Here is a 17,918-nt window from a genome sequence, read left to right as displayed (position 1 = left end):
AAAGAATTCAGTAGGTTAGGTAGCTCTTTTGGCCACTTCCTATAGAAAATAGCCAAGCTTGTAAGGCAGTGGATTAATATCTAAGACAATAGCTCAAATAGCTCTTCAATTTTTTCATTGAGAACACTCTTTTTTTGGTTAAGGCCTGCAATTAGTTGGTTCTTCTCATCATCCATATTAGAGTAATCAAAACGAGAAAGAAGCTCATCAATTTTAGCAATTTGCTCCTCAATATCCATAATTTCGCTTTCAATTTTATCAGTATCAACATTTGGTTTTATTTCACTGATAACTTGTGTTTCAATTACCTGGTTGGCCTTAGGCCTTGTTTCTTCTTGTTGTTGTTGTTTTTCAAGATTTCTCTCAATTTCTCGTGCCTCAAGATAAGGACGAACAAAAGTAAATCCGCTTGAAAATTTAGTCACTGATTGATTTTCAATTAACCACACTCGATTAGTGATATTTTCTAAGAAAGATCTATCGTGAGATATGATAATTACAGTACCTTGAAATTCAGAAAGTTTTTGCTCGAGAATTTCAATTGATTCAATATCTAAATCATTTGTTGGCTCATCAAAAATCCAAATATCTGCTTCATTTTTTAGATTTAGCGCGAGTTGAAGACGATTCAGCTCACCACCTGAAAAGCTTGAAAGTGGGCGATACAGCTCTCCACGATCAAAAAGGAAGTTTTGAAAATAACTTGCGACGTGGATTGAGCGGCCACTTTTGAAATGAATAAAGTCTTCACCTTCACCAAGTAGATCAAATGGTGATTTCGTTAAATCAAATTCATCTCTTTTTTGTGAAAAAAGACAAACTTTCAAATCATCAGCTCTTTTGATTGTACCTGAAGTATTTGTTAAGCGATCAGCAACAAGCTTCATGAGAGTCGATTTCCCAACTCCATTTTCTCCAAGGACACCAACTTTATCACCTTTAAAAATAGATAGGTTTACGTCTTTAAAGAGTGGTTCATGATTTTCAAAACCAAAAGAGACATCTTTGAATTGGACGAGTTGTTTCGTTTTTCGATTACTATCATTCATTGCAAGATCAAGTTGACTACGTGCCTGATCTTTTAATTTTTGCACTGCTTTTGATAGGTCGTTAAAATTTTCGACACGCTTTTTTGAACGAGTACCACGGGCCTTGATTCCTTGGCGCATCCACGCAGTCTCACGCCTAAGAGAATTTTTTAACTTTGTTAAAGAGTTGACTCTCAACTCTTCCTGGGCCGCTGTGAACTCGAGATATTGAGCATATGTTCCTTTAAATGGAGAAACGATTCCAGCGTGAATATGGAAAATTTTTGTTGTTACTTTTGAAAGTAAGTACCTATCGTGGGAGATGATAACGTGAGTCTTATTTGACTTCATGATTTCATCTTCAAATTGTTCGATTGTTTCAAAATCTAAGTGGTTTGTGGGCTCATCCCAAAGAATGAGGTTCTCTTTTGCTGTTAAGCCTAGACTAAGCTGAATCTTTTTTTGCTCTCCACCTGAGATACCTTTCACTTTGGCATGGAGATCTGTTAGGCCAAAGGCCTTGATATAACTTTCAAAATTATTCTTAAGCTCCCAGTAGTTCCTATGCTCAAGCTCTTCCATTATTTTGTTTTGCTTCGCTAGACCTTCTTCAGTAGCTAAGTCGAGAGAGACTAAGTCATCATTTAGTTTTTTTAGATCACGATATTGAAAATAAAAATAATCAGCAATAGTGATATCATCACTTGGAATTGTGAAGTTTTGATCGACTTTGAAAACATTAAATTCTAAGGTCGGCCCTTGTGCCTGTGTTGCTTTTTCAAATGTGAAGGGTGGAGTGCACGAATCCGGTGCAAGCTCTTCATTGATAATCTTTAGCAACGAAGATTTTCCCATTCCGTTTAGGCCAATAAGACCTATTTTATCACCATGCTCAATATAGAATTGTGCGTTATTGAAAATGACTTTCTGCCCAAAGGCAAGATTGATGTTTTTTAAGTTACAAAGGATTGACATGTGTCAAATCTAACCTATTTTTAGTCATTTGGCCCAAAAAATTCTCGCCCATTTTCTAGCCGAAATGTGGCCTCTTAGGTATGATAATGCCTTTAATAACACACACTTTCACATATCTCGGGGTAAATATTATGAAGAATTTATTTAAAATAGCATTGGCCGCATTTGGAATGTTCAGTGCACAAGCGAATTATCAATTACTAGCAAGTAGTGGTGAGTTAAATCTTAACCTACCTGATCAAACATTTTGGATTAGTACTTCACTAAGACTAGAGAATTCAGGAAAAGTTTGTTTCTCTCTAAGTGGTGCGGATAATGGAATTTCAAAATATGGAATTCTATGTGGTGACAATAGTGACAATGTAAAATTATTTGCAGGAAATGGTGATGAGGCCATTAGCGAATTTTATCTTTTCAATGATGCAGCTTCTGGTCAAGATCATGTCGTGTTTGCACCTAATAATGGTTATGAGCACACAGGAATTTATACGATTAACCTTGAAACAGGTAAAAGACTTGAGCACGAAAACTTTGAAGGAATGTTTACTGGTGTCTCTGGTGTCGCAATGAATAGTGAAGACACACTTATCTACCGTCATTCTTTTGGGACAAGTAAAGCAAAAGTTGTGATTAAAACTTTAGATGAGCAAAAAGATGTGTTTACAAGTTTTACAAATGATATGGGTTATATCTTCTCTCCTGTGACAGCTGGCAATTATGTTTTAACAAAAGTTAGAATGGGGAAGTCTACTGCTGAGTCTCAACCAGATCGCCTTTACTTATACAATATCAAAAAAGGTAGTCGTCAAATTGTTATGCAAGATAGAGATGGACAACCTTCTTCAAAAATTAAAGCGATTCAAAACCAATACACAGTTAATAAAAAAGGTGACATTGCTGTATGGGCGCAAACAAATGAAGGTGTAAAGCTATTTGCTTCTACTAATGGAATCATTAAATCAATTCTATCTCTAGGTGAGATGATTTCTAAATTTGATGGATTTGCACCAGCAATGAACTCTAATGGTGACATCGTTATTCGTGGATATGATAAAGCAGGTGTTGCTGCAATCTTTAAATATGTAAATGGACAGTGGTCTAAGCTTATCGGAGAAGGAGATGCTCTTTCTATCAATGGTGTTGATTACGAAGTTGTTGATGCAACAACATCTCCATTTGTTCATGCTCCACGTATCAATGATAATGGAACTATCGCATTTATTGTTTATGTAATAAATCCAAAAACAAAAAAATTATCAACAATGGTACTAAAAAAATAATTTATTAAAAGAAAGTTAAAATGGCATTACTGAAAAAGAAAGATCCGATTACAAAATTTTATGACGTCATCATCGTGGGCTCAGGGCTTGCGGGGATGACGGCAGCTAATAAACTGGCCAAGGATGGAAGAAAAGTTCTTCTTCTTGAGGCCCATAACAAACTAGGTGGTTTTGCTACTTGGTTTAGACGACCAACGAATGAAGGTGAAAGGCATATTTTTGATATTTCTCTTCACGGATTTCCTGTTGGGATGATTAAGACTTGTCGTCGTTATTGGTCAAAAGATATCGCCGATTGTATTGAGCGTGTTGATAAAATTCGTTTTATCAATCCACAATTTGAAATTGATACAGATTTCACGAAAGAAGACTATATCAACATCATGGTTGAGAAATTCAATCTTGATCGTGAGTACGTTGTAGGATTCTTTGATGAGCTTCGTGCAATGAATTTCTATGATGATGAGGCCATGACAAACGGCCAGTTATTTGAAAAATACTTTCCGGGAAGAAATGATGTTGTTCGCTTCCTGCTTGAGCCCATTGCATACGCGAATGGTTCGACTCTTGAAGATGAGGCCATTACATTCGGGATTGTATTTTCAAATTTCATGAATAAAGGTGCTTATATCTTTAGAGGTGGTACAGATAAGCTTATCGGTATGATGAAAGATGAACTTCTTGCCAATGGAGTGGATATTAAACTTCATGTAAAGGTTGACGAAATCCTAGTCGAAGACAATATTGCAAAAGGTGTTCGTATCGGTGAGGAGAGCGTTCTTTCAAGATCCGTTCTATCTAACTCGGCCCTTTATAATACGATCTTCAAGATGACTCCAAATGCTAAATACTCAGAAAAATTTGCAAAGGACGCGAAGGCCGTAAGAGTTAACTCATCTTCTTGCCAGGTCTTTATGGGACTAAAAGAAGGAGAGTCGATTCCAAATATTGGTGAGCTCATTTTCTATTCAAGCTCTGACAAATTTGACACTGATCTTCTGTTGTCTCCTAAAGCTTACTCTCAGACTTTCTCTATCTATTATCCAGATATGAGAAAACATATGAAGCAGAAGTATGCGGTTGTATCAAGTATCAATGCTCGATATGAAGATTGGATGCATTTAACAGATGATGAATATAAAGAACGCAAAGAATATCTTGCTCAAAATGCTATTAATACAATGGACAAATTAGTCCCAGGTTTTAAAGATAAGATAGAGCATGTGAATGTTTCTTCTCCGCGTACAGTAGAGAAGTATACACATCATCACTTTGGGTCTTCGTTTGGAACAAAGTTTGAAGGACTTGCTGTTTCTAAAGAACTTCCAAATGAAATAAAGGGCCTTTTTCATGCAGGTTCAGTTGGGATTATTATGTCTGGTTGGCTTGGGGCCGCGAACTACGGTGTTATCGTAGGACATGACTTAAATACTTATTTAGATAGTTCAAAAGAATAAAAAGGGAATTATATGTTTGATTTTAAAGATCAGGTTGCAATTGTTACTGGTGGAACACGCGGAATTGGCCGTGGGATCACTGAAGCTTTCTTAAAAAGTGGGGCACGTGTTGTTGCTACTTATGCTGGAAATCATGATGCTGCAAATAACTTCAAAGCAGAGCTTGGAGAGTTAGGAGAAAACCTTTTTCTTGAAGCGTTTGATGTATCTAATGCTACTGATGTTGAAGCTTTCTGGAACCGCATGAACGAGCTATTCGAGCAAATCCATATTCTTGTTAATAACTCTGGTATTAGGAAAGATAATCTTTCTCCAATTATGCCTGATGAAGATTGGGCAAGAGTACTTGATATAAACTTAACTGGAACTTTCTTAATGACAAAGAGAGCAGTTAACCATTTCTTATCTAAGAGATACGGGCGAATCATTAATATGAGCTCTGTTGGTGGTAGTCTTGGTCTTCCTGGACAGGCCAATTACGCTGCATCGAAAGCGGGGCAAATTGCAATGAGTAAATCAATCTCAAAAGAGGTTGGTAAGAAGGGGATTACAATTAATAACGTATGTCCTGGTTTTATCGAAACTGAGCTTATTGCTGACCTTCCTGCTGAACAAGTTAAAGAGTATAAGAAACAAGTGCCTTTAAAGAGATTTGGAAAAGTCTCTGAAGTCGCACATGCAGTTCAATTTTTAGCTTCACGTGAAGCTGCCTATATCACTGGCGCTTCTCTAGAAGTAACGGGTGGACTTTAATGAGTGATTTAAATGTTAAGGACTTAATCCCTCAAAGAGAACCTTTTCTTTTTGTTGATAAGATTATCGAAAAAGAAGGCAGTAAGATCGTAACAAGTTATCAGGTGACTGGTGAAGAGGACTTTTTTAAAGGTCACTTCCCTGGGAATCCAATTATGCCAGGTGTCCTTTTACAAGAGGCAATTTTTCAATCAGGTGCATGTTTAATGGCCGCTGGTGCTGATGGTGGGCTAGGTGTTGTTGCTAAAGTTTCAAATGCAAAATTCAAAAATATGGTTCGTCCTGGTGATGAGCTAGTGATGGAAGTTGAGCTTATTGAACAAATCTCTAATGCTTTCTATTTCAAGGGAAAGACTAAGGTTGCTGGTAAGGCCGTTCTTTCAATCGAATTTACATGTGCAAAAGTATAAAGGTATAAAGTGAGTTTTTTAAATTTTGAAAATAAATTATTTCTAATAACTGGTGTTGCAAATAAGAAAAGTGTTGCTTATTTCAGTGCTAAGACAATAATTGATAATGGAGGAAGTTGCGTATTCACTGTTCAAAGTGAAGAGCATCAAGCAAAGCTTACAAAGCTTTTTCCTGATTCAAAAAGCTATATTGTTGATGTGACTGATAAAGCTCAAATCAAAGAATTAGCAATTAACTTAAAAAATGATGAAGTAAAACTAGATGGAATGCTTCACTCAATTGCTTTTGCAAATCTTACTGAGCCAAGGCCATTTCATGAAACTTCATGGGAAGACTTTGCACAGGCAACACAGATTTCTTCTTTTTCACTAGTGCAACTAGCAAATGAACTATCTGCTCTTTTTGAGCAAGATGCATCGGTGGTAACAATCTCGATTTCTGACACAAAAGCGACTTCATATGGATACATGGGACCAATCAAGTCAATGCTTGAAACAACTTGTTCATATTTAGCTAAGAGCTTTAGTGAGTTTTCGCGTGTACGATTTAATAGCGTTTGTTCAGGTCCATTAAAGACTTCTGCTTCCGCAGGGATTCCAGGCTATATCGATAATTATATCTTTGCTGAAAAGCTAACGATGAGAAAGGAAGCACTTAAGACTCAAGAAGTCGCAAATACAGTTGTTTTCTTACTATCTAATGTATCAAGTGGAATTAATGCTGCAGGGATTTTAGTCGACTGTGGAATGCGCTCTAATCACTTTGATCAATCAGTGGTTTCCGGTAAATAAGTCCATACAATCGATTTAATTTTTTTAAGTTATAATAGGGGAATGAAGTTTTTATTCCCTTTTTTTATTGCTGTAAGTTTATATGCTAACCCAACCTTCAAATCATATTGTAAGAAGGTTAGCTTTGAAAAAGATGAATCTATTTATAATGAAATCGCAAAACTTAAAGTTGATCTTGCTAATTCAAGGCCAATAGCAGCAGTTGCAGATGAGGCCCTTGGTAGTTTAATTGCTAAGAAGAGTCCTGTTGTTACAAGTTGGATCAAACGTCGAAAACTCGATATTAACGATCCTGTAAATGTCGCGAAACAGTGGCGTCTTTATTATATCGAAAATATTGTTCTATCTTCTGGAACATTTAATGAAAGGCCAAAGGCCATTCAAGATCTTTTGGATAAAGAGTTAACTGATGTCTTTTCACAGCTTTATACAAAGAAGAAAATTCTCCTTTTAGAAGATAGCTTTAGAAGAGCTAAAAAGAGTGCACTTTCTGTTTTGAAAATTCAATTGGGTGATACTAAGGCATTCAAAGAAATAAAAGAGAAAGTGGAAAACATTAAGATTTTCATTCCCAAAAAAGTCCTTGGCACTAAAGTAGCCCAAGCTCCTCGCGATTTTTTAGAGTGGGGATTTGCCTATGATCCAAAGAGTAATGAAATTAATATCGGCCTTGAAGGCTTAAATTTTGCTTTTCCCAAGTATCGTGCAAGCTTAGTGAGTTTAATGGCACACGAGATTGCTCATTCTTTTGATAGCTGTCGTTTCTCTGGTTTTTATAAGAGTAAAAATCCTTTTGATTCGATTCAGAAATGCTTAAGAAATTCAACGAGTGCAGGAGCGCTGTTTAGAGATGATTCTCAATTAAATTTCTTAGTTCAAAATAAGGTTCTAACAAAAGAAGTTGGAGACAATCTCTTGGCAAACCCTACATGCAATCGATCTCTTTACCCTCTACCTGGAAAACAGCGCGATCAACTTGATGAAGTATTCGCAGATTGGTTTAGTGCAGAAGTGGTGGCCCATAGTGGTATTGACGTTGATAGTTTAAGAAGTGAATTATGTTTAGATAAAGAATTAAGAAAAGGATCTTCCTATATTTCTAACGAAAGAAGATTAACCTCAATTTATTTAACTCAACCTACAATTGCTAAGAAGTTGAAGATAACAGAGAATGAATACCGTCATTGTTCTCACTAGCTTTTCTAAGGCTTTTGAAGGTACTTTTCAAAAACCTGAATACGTTGAAGAATTTTGTTTGATAGATCTAAGAGTGACTGATCAATATTCTGCTGCAGATTTCTAAAGTCTGCCTGCATCTTCTTTACATCGTCAGCATGTTTTAATTCAAGTTTATTTAGACGCTCTTCAATAACTTTAAGCCCATCCAAATTAGTTTCTTTATTTTTGAGTTCTTCGATCTGGGCCTTAAGAGACTTTAGCTCCTTGCCCATTTTGTCATCCATGCCACTTTCAATGCGAGTGATTTCTTCTCTAATCTTTTTAACGTAATTTTCAAGAGCATCAATTCTAAATATTTTAGCGTTACCTGGGCCAGAGTCGAATTCTGCGAGTTCGGCATAAGTGTTTGCTGTGACAGAAAATATTAAAAATAAAAGAATATGAAATCTCATGTATAAATCATATAATACTTTGCAATGACTATGCATTATAAAATTTGGTTGAATTATTTACGCCGCAAAAAATCAGTTTACTTCCTAGGGATTATTTCGATAGTAGTCTGTAACTTTTGTCAGGTATTTTACTCACGTGCCATGGGGGATGTGGTGGATTTCTTCACCCATAAAACCATGCCTTCTTGGACAATTGATTACTTCATTACAGGTGACGATCTAAAGCATAAATTCTTTTTTATTTTTACAGTTGTTCTATTTTCTAGAATTATGCTCTACTTTGGCCGTGTTGGTTGGCGAATTTTTTTAGGTCGCCAGACTCATCATGCAGGTGGTTTTCTAAAAGACGATATTTGGCAAAATGCTCAATATTTTTCAATGGATACTCTTGTTAATAAATATCCAAAAGGAATTCTAATGAGTGCCGCCAATAGTGATGTTGGTCAAGCGCGCTTTGTTTTTGGGTTTACACTTGTAGGAGCTGCAGATGTGCTCTTTTTAGGTGTATTTACAATTATCTCGTTATTTTTAATTAATGTACAAATCACGATTATCTCTTTCTTAGCACTATTAATCGTTCCAATTCTTGTTCGCTATATTTCGACTATCGAAATGGAGCGCTACGATATTGCACAAGATTATCTTTCATATTTTAATGATGAAACATCAAAGGCCATCTCTACTGTAAGACTACAGAAGCTAGGGAATACGGCCTTCTTTTGGTATAAGAGATTATTTGCTGGTGCACAAAAGTATCGAAAAATGAGACTCGATGCCAATAACACTTCAATGCTCTATATTCCTTCTTCGGGAATGGCCTCGTTGGCAACATACGTTATTCTTTTTACTTATGGTTTTACTATTCTTATGAAAGGCGAGATCACAGTAGGAGAGTTCGTTGCAATCCAAGGACTTGTTCATCTTTTACAAGAGCCATTGATGGAGCTTGGCTACATTATATCTGATTGGAGAAAGTCTTTTACTTCTCTAAGACGACTTGCAGAGATTTATACTCACTTTAAGGAAGAGTATTTACTTGATAAGAAAGTTGAGCCTGAACTTACTGGTGATACGGTATTTAGTTTAAAGAATCTAAGCTTTAGATATGAAGAAGGAAATGACATCCTTTCTAATATTAATCTTGAAGTTAAGCGTGGAATGCGTATTGGAATTATTGGCCAGATTGGGACAGGAAAGACAACTCTGCTCAATATACTTAGTGGACTAGAGAGAGATGTAAGGGGAGATGTCGCCTTTTTTGGACGTCCTTTTACTGAGTATGGCCATAAATTTCTAAGATCACATATTACAATGGTTCATCAGAAGTCATTCCTTTTTGCGGACTCTATTCGTAATAATATTTTAATGGATCAAAATTTTGATGACGAAATTTTATGGCAAGTTTTAGAAATTGCAGGTTTAAAAAGTGATATTGAAAACTTCGATGATGGACTAGATACACAACTTGGAGAGTGGGGTGTAAATCTTTCAGGTGGTCAAAAGCAAAGACTAACTCTTGCTCGAGCACTTGTTAGAAAGCCTGAGATACTTCTTTTGGATGATTGTCTTTCTGCGGTTGATACAGTTACCGAAGAAACTATTCTATCAAATATTAATAAATACCTGCCTGAATCAACTCTCGTATGGGTTGCCCATAGAGAATCGACTCTCAAATATTGCGAGAAGGTGATTAACTTAGATCGTGCAGAAGCAGGGACTAAATAATGAGTGATGCAAAACAATTTTTAGCACAAGATGATCAAGATGAAGCTAAGCATAAGGAACAAGGACATTCGGCCTTAAAGACGACAGCATTTCTTTTCAGATTTGCAAAAGGTTATCGTCTTAAGATCTTTGTCTCAATACTGATGCTAATTACGTTTACTGTTATATCAATGCTCTCTGGTCATGCACTAGGGGTGCTTGTTGGTGAAGGTCTAGCAAAATCAAAGTGGGAACTTGCAAAAAAGTGGGCCCTTTATGTTTTAGCACTTGAGCTAGGTGGTGTCCTTATTCACTATATTGGCCGTCGTTATCTAATCGTGCAAACAAGTTATGTTATTTTAAAGATTAGAGATCGACTATTTCAAAAGCTTTCTCACTTACCACTTAAATTTTTTGATTCTTGGCCTCAGGGAAGAATTGTAACGAGAATGACTCATGATGTGGAAGGGATTGAGAAGTTTTTTACAAGCTCTCTAGGGCGCCTGGCCATCTCGATCTTAATGATTATTTCATCGGCAACAGCGATGCTTATCACTGACTTCAAAATCGGTTTAATGGTTATTTCAGGAATGATTCCTGCAGTTATTTTTCTAATTGTTACGCGAGATAAAATTGGCTCTCTAAATAGGGCCATCAGTAAGTACTCTTCAAATATTAACTCAAAGCTTTCTGAGTATATTGATGGTATTCACGTGATTCGATCGTTTGGTGTCGAGGACTGGTCTTATGACAATTTCAAATCAGCAGTAAATGAACAGCAAGTAGTTCAGCTAAGTGCCAATACATACTATGCTCTTACAATGCCGATGCTATCATTCTTATGTGGACTACCACTTCTTATTCTTGTTTGGTTTGGTGGAAGCGCTTACTTAGATGGAACGCTTTCTCTTGCCCTGTTTATTGCTCTTTTACGTTATTGTGAGCGCTTCTTTTGGCCTGTTCTTTCTCTTTTTAGAGAAATGGCAAATATTATTACAGCGTTTACAAGTGTTAATCGTGTGGCAAACTTTATTGATGTTGAAACAGAGAGAGAGGTCTTTGATCAACGAAACGATAGACATCATACAATAAACGGTGAAGTAGAATTTAAGAACGTGACGATGGGCTATAATGATATTAGTACGGCCCTAAATGATGTTTCATTCAAGATCAATAAAGGTGAAAAAATTGGAATTGTTGGGCCAACTGGCTCAGGGAAAACGACGGCGGTTGCAGTCCTTTCTCGCCTTTATGACTATCAAAAAGGTGATGTTTTAATTGATGGTCAAAATCTTAAAGATTTAGATATCGATCACTACCGTGATCAGATTGGAATTGTTTCTCAAGATGTCATTATCTTCGATGGGACTCTTAGAGAAAATCTTTCGGTAAACCCTGATTTGACAGATAAAGACATTTTTTCAATTTGTGATAAAACAGGAATGAGTAAGGTTATGGATTACTCGAAGCTTTCTCTTGATAGTGTCTTAAAAGATGGTGGATCGAATTTATCAGCGGGTGAGAAACAGGTTATTTCGTTAACTCGTGTATGCCTACAGAATCCAAATATTCTTATTCTTGATGAGGCCACGGCCCATGTTGATCCTTACTTTGAAAAGATTCTACACGATGGAATTCACAATGTAATGGAAGGTAAAACGTCTTTCTTTATCGCTCACAGGCTCGATACAATTAAAGAGTGTGATAGAATTCTTGTTTTCAAAGATGCTAAACTTGCTGAATTTGATACTCCTGAAAATTTAATACTTCAAAGGGGTATATTCTACAATCTCACACAAGCGACAAACTCTAGTAATGGCCACTAATTTTACTTAGGGCCATTATAAAGTTATCATTAAACTAATTTAATTAGCTCATGCTTTGCAACCATGATCGTTTCAGTTAAACACATTGGAGGCAACATGAGAGTTTCTCAGTTAATGTTCTTACATTTATTAAAAGGCAAGAAAGGTGATACGAGTGATTTTACGCCAACTCAATTAGCTGGCCTCTACACTAATTCGGCACTCTTAGTCACCATTATGGACTTTCTTAAAGATGAGCTCTGGCTCAAGAAACAAGAAGATAAGCGAAATGGACAAAAGACTTCTTATAAAGATTTTATCTCTCCATTATTTGAAGATGAACTGGAGGCAGTTTCTTTTTTAAGAGAATTTCTTGTTGAGAGTGGAGCTGAGAAAATAAAAGAAATTAAGAAGCGCTCTAAGTCGATTGAAGCACACGTAATCGAATCAATCATTGATAAAAGAGGCCATGAACAAAAAGAATTTCTGATTCAATCTTTGAATACAATGAGTACACACTTTATTAAAGAAGAAAAAGATCAGGAAGGCCGAATACAGCAGATGGGCCATCAAGGTCCTAATTTATACCGTACTTTTGATAATCTCGATGACATTTTTGAACTAAATTATCAATTGGATCAAGAAATGACCTATGATTCAACCACGAAAGAACGTCTATATCAAAGGGCCGGAGTAGGAGTTCAATCGGGCTATTCTACAATACTCTTAGCACTCGAGGGAATTGATGCTAGTGCTGGAGATACTGTTGTTGATCTTGGTTCAGGCTATGGACGAGTAGGGCTTGTTTGTTCTCTTCTTAGACCTGATCTTGAATTTGTTGGCTATGAGTATGTAGATCACAGAGTAGAGGTTTCAAATAATGCCTGCCAAAATTTAGGTTTAGATGAGAGCTTAACCTTTAAAGTTCAAGATTTGTCTTTAAAGTCTTTTTCTATACCGAAAGCAGATATTTACTATCTGTACGATCCTTTCTCTAAAGAAACTTATGACTATGTATTAAATCAAATCTTAGAAATTAGTTACGAGAAAAAAATTACAATTGTCACAAAAGGTAATGCAAATAAATGGTTGATGGATATTGCTCAAGAGCAGCAATGGCCTTCGCCGATTATTATCGATGAAGGCAATCTATGTATTTTTACAAATCGTTATTAGAGTTATTCCCAGAAAGTAGGGTTGATTAGAAGTCCATGGGCCATGTTTACTTTGATAGGCTTTACTTCATCAACTTTTAGAGTCTGCATAAAACCTAGAACTAGCGCCATATTTGTCACGTCTGTCGATGCATACTTGCTGTCTATCTCTTTATCAGTAAGCTTTGCTCTTTCCAGAAGTTTGGCCAGGAGAGTTGACTGGTTATAGACGCGATTGGCTTTCTTAAATTGGCCACCAATGCTGAAGTAGTGAACACCACCAACTCCATAAACCTGATAGTCTTTTAGGTTTCCAAAGTCAGATAATTGTTCTTTTGCTGTTACTCTGGCCAGATCCATCGCTTTAAGAGCGCGCTCTTCTTTTAGTGGGTTTGGCGTCTTAGTCCCTTTTGGATAAAACTCTTTTAAAACAAGATTTTTAAAAGTAACAGATGCAACTTTTAAAAGGGCCACCTGTGTTTGTTCACCTTTTTTATCAATTGGCTTTGTGATTTGCATGCTTCCACCACCAATGTCCCAGATGGCAATCGGAGGATTTTGTGAAACATTCATTGACTTAAGTTTTGAAAGAGCTGCAGAGTAAGCAAACTTGGCTTCATCTTCTTGAGAGATAATCTCTAAGTCTACACCTGTTTGTTCTTTTAATTGATCTGCAACATCATCACCGTTTGCTGATGTTCGAAATGCTGAAGTCGCAACAGCTCTAATATCTTCGGCGCCTTCATTTTTTGCTAGATATTTAAACTCATCAAAAACATCTCTTAGACGATTTTGCATCTCTTCATTAAACTTATTGTCTTTTGAAGATTGTAGTTGATCCTTAAGAGGTACTGCTCTTTGTGCTTCAAAGAGAATCCCTTCTACCATCGCTCGACAAGTATCCACGAGTCCTACAACTAGTTTTGTCGAACCTGAGCCAAGATCAATTGCGGCCCTTTTGACGTGGCAATTAGATTGGCCTACTTTTGTTGAATCATTGCTTGTCGCACATGATATGGTTAGTAGAATTAAAAGTAGTGTCGAGATTCTAGCGATAGACAAATGCTCCTCCTCGAACATCTTCAATAATTGATTTTACTTTTGTTTTCTTTTTTACTTTTCCATCTTCTGTCGATTTAAGGTGAGCATTGTGCATCTTCTTGATTGCCGTACCAATTGCTTTACCCATTAACGGAGGAACAGCATTTCCAATCTGTCTCCACTGAGCAGAGATTGGCCCACAAAATTCAAAGTCATTTGGAAAACTTTGAATTTTTGCCGCTTCTCTTTGAGTTAGGTAGCGATGCTCTGTAGGGTGGTAATAACTATGACGATGAGTCATGATTGTTGGAGATACACTTCTCGAATCAAGTCTCTGGTACTTTGTTTGTCTAAATCGCCCCTCGCGCATTGTTTTCCAATCAACACCAAGTTTTAGCGATGGAGTAAGATACATTTTTTCGTCTTTTTCGTAACGAATTCCTTTACCTTCTGGAATACGTTTGATGCGCTTTAAATCTAGTTTAGATTTGATCTTAGCACTATCTAGGTCATGATTTAAAACATGGCCAGCTTTCGTTTCAATATCACTTAGGGCCTCACCAACAGTAACTGGTGGGCGATATGTTTTTGCTACAATTGTATCGTGAGTAATTTTTGGAAATTCTACTTTCTCGTTAACTCGACTTCCAATAAAGATTGTACGGCGTCTTTTTTCAGGTACACCATAGTTTTGAGAACTCATAACCTTAACGTCTAGGTTGTATCCAAGGGAATTGAATTTCTTAAAGATTGCCTTTAATGTTGATTCATTCTTCTTAGCAAGTAGTCCTGTCACATTTTCAATTACAACGAATTCTGGATTAGTTAGTTTCACAACTCTTACGAATTCAAGAAAAAGTTTATTTCTAATATCGTCTGGGTTTCCCGGGCCAACAGTTGAAAAACCTTGGCATGGAGGTCCACCAACAACAAGATTAACTTCAGTGTCACCAAGAACTTCTTTAATTTTTTTGTTACTTAGTTTTGAAATGTCGCCGCAATATGGATAGGCCTTTTTGTGATTATGCGCAAATGTATCCATGGCGTGTTTGTTGAAGTCAATTCCCATGACACACTCAAAACCTGCCATTTCAAGTCCACAAGAAAATCCTCCTGCGCCTGAAAAGATATCAATAAATTTTAGCTTCTTGCTTCTTTTACTATTACCCTTACTCGTTTTCATAATTTGTGTTGTGTCCTCGTGTGTTATTGCGTCGTGAATGAATATTATCTGATTTTGCGTTGAGTTATGTCAATGAATATATGAGCCTTTTGGTGGGATAAAGTTTTTGATAAATTTAAATTTACCCTGTTTAAATTTCTAAAATCACTTATAATTTAATTATGCAATTTGCTAAGAAAGATATGAAAAAAGAGAGGATTATCGTCGGGATGGATGGCGGTATTGACTCGGCCGTTACTGCGCTGCTTTTAAAAAAGCAGGGGCATGAGTGTATTGGAGTCAATATTTCTTTTTTTGAAAAAATCACTAGTGAAGATGAAGCTTTACTGGAGCAGTTTAAAACAAAGCTTACTCCTGAAGGGCAATTGCTAGAAGAGCTAAGGGGCGATGAGGAACAGTTAGAGGCCTTTAGACAATATGAGAAAATTTCGTGGAATAAGAAGATCAATAGAATTTTTAGTCCTTGGGCAAGTGAATCAGAAGAGAAAATCAGGGATATCTGTCGACTAATAGGAATTCCTTTTTATGTTACGAGTGCTTCTGGAGCCTTTGAAGAGCGCGTTATTTCTAAATTGTTAGAGAGTCGTGTTGCAGGTATTTGGTGTAATCCAACAATTGATAAAGCAACTCTCGTTCTTGAGACTCTCTATTCAAAATTATCTGTTCTTAAGGCCACAAAGATTGCGACAGGACATTTTAGTAAGGTAATCCCTGTTCAAAATCGATTTGTGCTAAGTGCACCAAACGATACTGTCAAAAATGACTGTCATCTCTTAACTCAGGTTAGTAATGAGGTAATGTCTCATTTAAAACTTCCTTTGGCAGATCTAAAGACTGCAGAGGTTGATAAGATTGGCCAACTTGTGGATTCAAAAACAATTTCACGAGTTGAACTTGAAAAAAGAGCAGTACTTCGCTCACAAGCTTATTCAAATGAAGAAATTATCGAGTTAACTGATCGTTATATTGCTCGAAGTTTTATCAAAGAGAACACTATCTATCTTCACGATGACGATAGTGTTGTTGGTGAGCATAAAGGCCAGCATCAATATTATCTTGGACAAACACAGTATAAAACTTTTGATAACAAACCAAAGCTTCCAGATAGTAAAATTGTTTCTATCAATATGTCTCGTGGTTTTATTTACGTTGCAAAGGCAAAGGAATTAACGTTTGAGCGTATCGTTGGCAATCACTTTGTTAATTATGAAGTCGTTGACACATCTAGGCCTGTGGAATGTTATTGTCGAATTAGCTCGACAGGTAAAGGATATAAAGGAAATCTCTATATTTTAAATAATGGAAATATATATTTTGATCTCGATGACAAGTCAGAAGGCATATTGTTTAGAGGAGATCATTTTATCTTTTTAACAAAAAATGGACCAAGTGCTAAGGTAATTGGTCACGCAAAAATTTTTCAAACTGGACAATTCATCGATGGTGAATTTTACCGTCTACCGCTAAATAAGAAGCAAAAAGAAGAGCTTGAAGAAGCGCAATCTCGTCCGAAAAAAAGAGAACTAGGGTTTTAAATGAAGTATTTTATTATTGCATTATCGATGTCACTTTCTGTGACAGCAAAAGAATTTAAAAATTTTAAAGACACGTATAAACTTTCTAAAAGTAAAAGGTCTCCTAAGAAATTACGCTCTCTTTATTACGCCGTATCTAAAAATTCAGAAAAAGATATCGATACCCTAATTAATAGCTTTGTTAAAGAGACAAGACCTAATCGTTTTGTGGGAACTAGTGGTCATAAAACCGCACAGGATTATATTATTAGCTATATTGAAACTAATGTTCGAAAAACAAATACATCTCTTAAGACAATTAAATTTGTTCCAGATGTTGAATATGCAAAATCCCTATTTAAAAAGGATTTAGAGGCCACAAAAGATAAGCTTAGTCCAAAAGATTTACGAAAGTGGCAAAAGCTTACGAATGAAAGAGTTCAGCAGGTGGATGGCCTTAAGTCTGTTAATGGATACAATATTGTTTGGGAAAAGAAGGGGCTAAAAAATCCTCAAGATGTTATTGTCATCGGGGCCCATTACGATACGGCCGCTTATGATCTAAAAAACTTTGCAGTTGTAAATAAAGGACGTCAACCAGGTGCTGATAATAATGCTTCTGGAGTTGTTGCGGCCTTGAGTTTAATCAATATTCTTGCCGAGCTCGATCTTGAAAAAACAGTTCGAGTGGTTTTCTTCGATTATGGTGAAAATGGATTCTTAGGTTCATATGACTATGTAAAAAACCTAAATCTTGAAAAGGGCATCAGGGTCTATTCTTATGTAGAATTGGTTATGCTTGGTTACGATACTCTCACTCAAGATAAAGAGCAGAAGCTTGGGAATATGAGACTCTATTATTCTCCTGCTAGCTCTGGTCTTCATAAGGCCGAAAAGTCTATTGCTCAAAGATTCTATACGAAGTCTTCCGAGGGGACATTTCGTGTGGATTTTAGCATCACGCCATATGATTTCGTCTACGGTGATAATACGTCATTTCAAAAGTTTAATATCCCAAGTGTGGTCTTTACCCAAAATTGGGAGAGTGATTCAAATGCTTCTCGCATCCATACTCCGGCAGATCATGTGAACGCACTCAATATTAAGACTTTACATCACGCCACTAACAATATTGCTATGGCCATTGCTTCATGGGCACTAGACCTATAACCCCTAAATGTGCTAAATAAG

At 36.4% G+C, this 17,918-nt stretch carries 15 protein-coding genes; 11 read left to right on the top strand and 4 right to left on the bottom strand.

Annotated features, from left to right (window positions below; genetic code table 11):
- Nucleotides 1–80: 80 nt before the first annotated feature.
- Complete coding sequence (locus C0Z22_RS06045; protein WP_103217443.1) at nucleotides 81–2,003, bottom strand: ABC-F family ATP-binding cassette domain-containing protein; 1,923 nt, start codon at nucleotides 2,001–2,003, stop codon at nucleotides 81–83.
- A 131-nt stretch (nucleotides 2,004–2,134) separates the two neighbouring features.
- Between C0Z22_RS06045 and C0Z22_RS06040 the strand changes: the two genes are divergently transcribed.
- Genes C0Z22_RS06040 through C0Z22_RS06015 form a run of 6 tightly spaced genes read left to right on the top strand, consistent with a single transcriptional unit; the run spans nucleotide 2,135 to nucleotide 7,892 of the window.
- A complete protein-coding gene (locus C0Z22_RS06040; protein ID WP_103217442.1) occupies nucleotides 2,135–3,283 on the top strand; it encodes a hypothetical protein in 1,149 nt (382 codons plus the stop codon).
- A 20-nt stretch (nucleotides 3,284–3,303) separates the two neighbouring features.
- Nucleotides 3,304–4,740: an NAD(P)/FAD-dependent oxidoreductase gene (locus tag C0Z22_RS06035; protein WP_103217441.1), complete on the top strand. Its 1,437-nt coding sequence runs from the start codon at nucleotides 3,304–3,306 to the stop codon at nucleotides 4,738–4,740.
- Nucleotides 4,741–4,752: 12 nt separating this feature from the next.
- Nucleotides 4,753–5,493: a 3-oxoacyl-ACP reductase FabG gene (gene fabG, locus C0Z22_RS06030; RefSeq protein ID WP_103217440.1), complete on the top strand. Its 741-nt coding sequence runs from the start codon at nucleotides 4,753–4,755 to the stop codon at nucleotides 5,491–5,493.
- The gene (fabZ, locus tag C0Z22_RS06025; protein ID WP_103217439.1) at nucleotides 5,493–5,903 is read left to right on the top strand and encodes a 3-hydroxyacyl-ACP dehydratase FabZ; all 411 of its coding nucleotides are present in this window, start codon (nucleotides 5,493–5,495) and stop codon (nucleotides 5,901–5,903) included. Before fabG ends, fabZ begins: the two co-directional genes overlap by 1 nt.
- Before the next feature lie 9 nt (nucleotides 5,904–5,912).
- Nucleotides 5,913–6,695: an enoyl-ACP reductase gene (locus C0Z22_RS06020; protein ID WP_103217438.1), complete on the top strand. Its 783-nt coding sequence runs from the start codon at nucleotides 5,913–5,915 to the stop codon at nucleotides 6,693–6,695.
- A 42-nt stretch (nucleotides 6,696–6,737) separates the two neighbouring features.
- Nucleotides 6,738–7,892, top strand: a complete 1,155-nt coding sequence (locus tag C0Z22_RS06015) for a hypothetical protein (RefSeq protein ID WP_103217437.1) — start codon at nucleotides 6,738–6,740, stop codon at nucleotides 7,890–7,892.
- Nucleotides 7,893–7,897: 5 nt separating this feature from the next.
- Here C0Z22_RS06015 and C0Z22_RS06010 read toward each other — a convergent pair whose 3' ends face one another.
- Nucleotides 7,898–8,326 (bottom strand): hypothetical protein, encoded by a 429-nt coding sequence (locus tag C0Z22_RS06010; RefSeq protein WP_103217436.1) that lies wholly within the window; start codon nucleotides 8,324–8,326, stop codon nucleotides 7,898–7,900.
- A 48-nt stretch (nucleotides 8,327–8,374) separates the two neighbouring features.
- On the opposite strand from C0Z22_RS06010, the gene C0Z22_RS06005 reads away from it, so the two are divergent.
- The 3 genes from C0Z22_RS06005 (at nucleotide 8,375) to C0Z22_RS05995 (ending at nucleotide 13,011) form a co-directional block, all read left to right on the top strand.
- Entirely contained in the window at nucleotides 8,375–10,051 is a 1,677-nt protein-coding gene (locus C0Z22_RS06005; RefSeq protein ID WP_158246830.1) for an ABC transporter ATP-binding protein, read from the top strand.
- On the top strand, nucleotides 10,051–11,856 hold the full coding sequence (locus tag C0Z22_RS06000; RefSeq protein ID WP_103217434.1) for an ABC transporter ATP-binding protein: 1,806 nt from the start codon (nucleotides 10,051–10,053) through the stop codon (nucleotides 11,854–11,856). Before C0Z22_RS06005 ends, C0Z22_RS06000 begins: the two co-directional genes overlap by 1 nt.
- Before the next feature lie 96 nt (nucleotides 11,857–11,952).
- Nucleotides 11,953–13,011 (top strand): methyltransferase domain-containing protein, encoded by a 1,059-nt coding sequence (locus C0Z22_RS05995; RefSeq protein ID WP_103217433.1) that lies wholly within the window; start codon nucleotides 11,953–11,955, stop codon nucleotides 13,009–13,011.
- 2 nt (nucleotides 13,012–13,013) lie between these two features.
- Here the strand turns inward: C0Z22_RS05995 and C0Z22_RS05990 are convergent, their stop codons facing one another.
- Both C0Z22_RS05990 and C0Z22_RS05985 read right to left on the bottom strand, forming a co-directional pair.
- Nucleotides 13,014–14,051 carry a Ppx/GppA phosphatase family protein gene (locus C0Z22_RS05990; protein WP_158246829.1) on the bottom strand — a complete coding sequence of 346 codons (1,038 nt, stop codon included), beginning with the start codon at nucleotides 14,049–14,051 and terminating at the stop codon, nucleotides 13,014–13,016.
- Nucleotides 14,038–15,213: a DNA cytosine methyltransferase gene (locus tag C0Z22_RS05985; protein WP_103217431.1), complete on the bottom strand. Its 1,176-nt coding sequence runs from the start codon at nucleotides 15,211–15,213 to the stop codon at nucleotides 14,038–14,040. The genes C0Z22_RS05990 and C0Z22_RS05985 overlap by 14 nt, the downstream gene beginning before the upstream one ends.
- Nucleotides 15,214–15,374: 161 nt before the next feature.
- Between C0Z22_RS05985 and C0Z22_RS05980 the strand changes: the two genes are divergently transcribed.
- Nucleotides 15,375–16,748, top strand: a complete 1,374-nt coding sequence (locus C0Z22_RS05980) for a hypothetical protein (protein ID WP_103217430.1) — start codon at nucleotides 15,375–15,377, stop codon at nucleotides 16,746–16,748.
- Nucleotides 16,749–17,897, top strand: a complete 1,149-nt coding sequence (locus tag C0Z22_RS05975) for a M28 family metallopeptidase (RefSeq protein ID WP_103217429.1) — start codon at nucleotides 16,749–16,751, stop codon at nucleotides 17,895–17,897. It abuts the gene before it with no gap.
- Nucleotides 17,898–17,918: the final 21 nt, after the last annotated feature.

It is taken from the genome of Halobacteriovorax sp. DA5 (genome assembly GCF_002903145.1).
Lineage (GTDB): Bacteria > Bdellovibrionota > Bacteriovoracia > Bacteriovoracales > Bacteriovoracaceae > Halobacteriovorax_A.
This window is presented reverse-complemented; position numbering and strand designations above follow the sequence as displayed.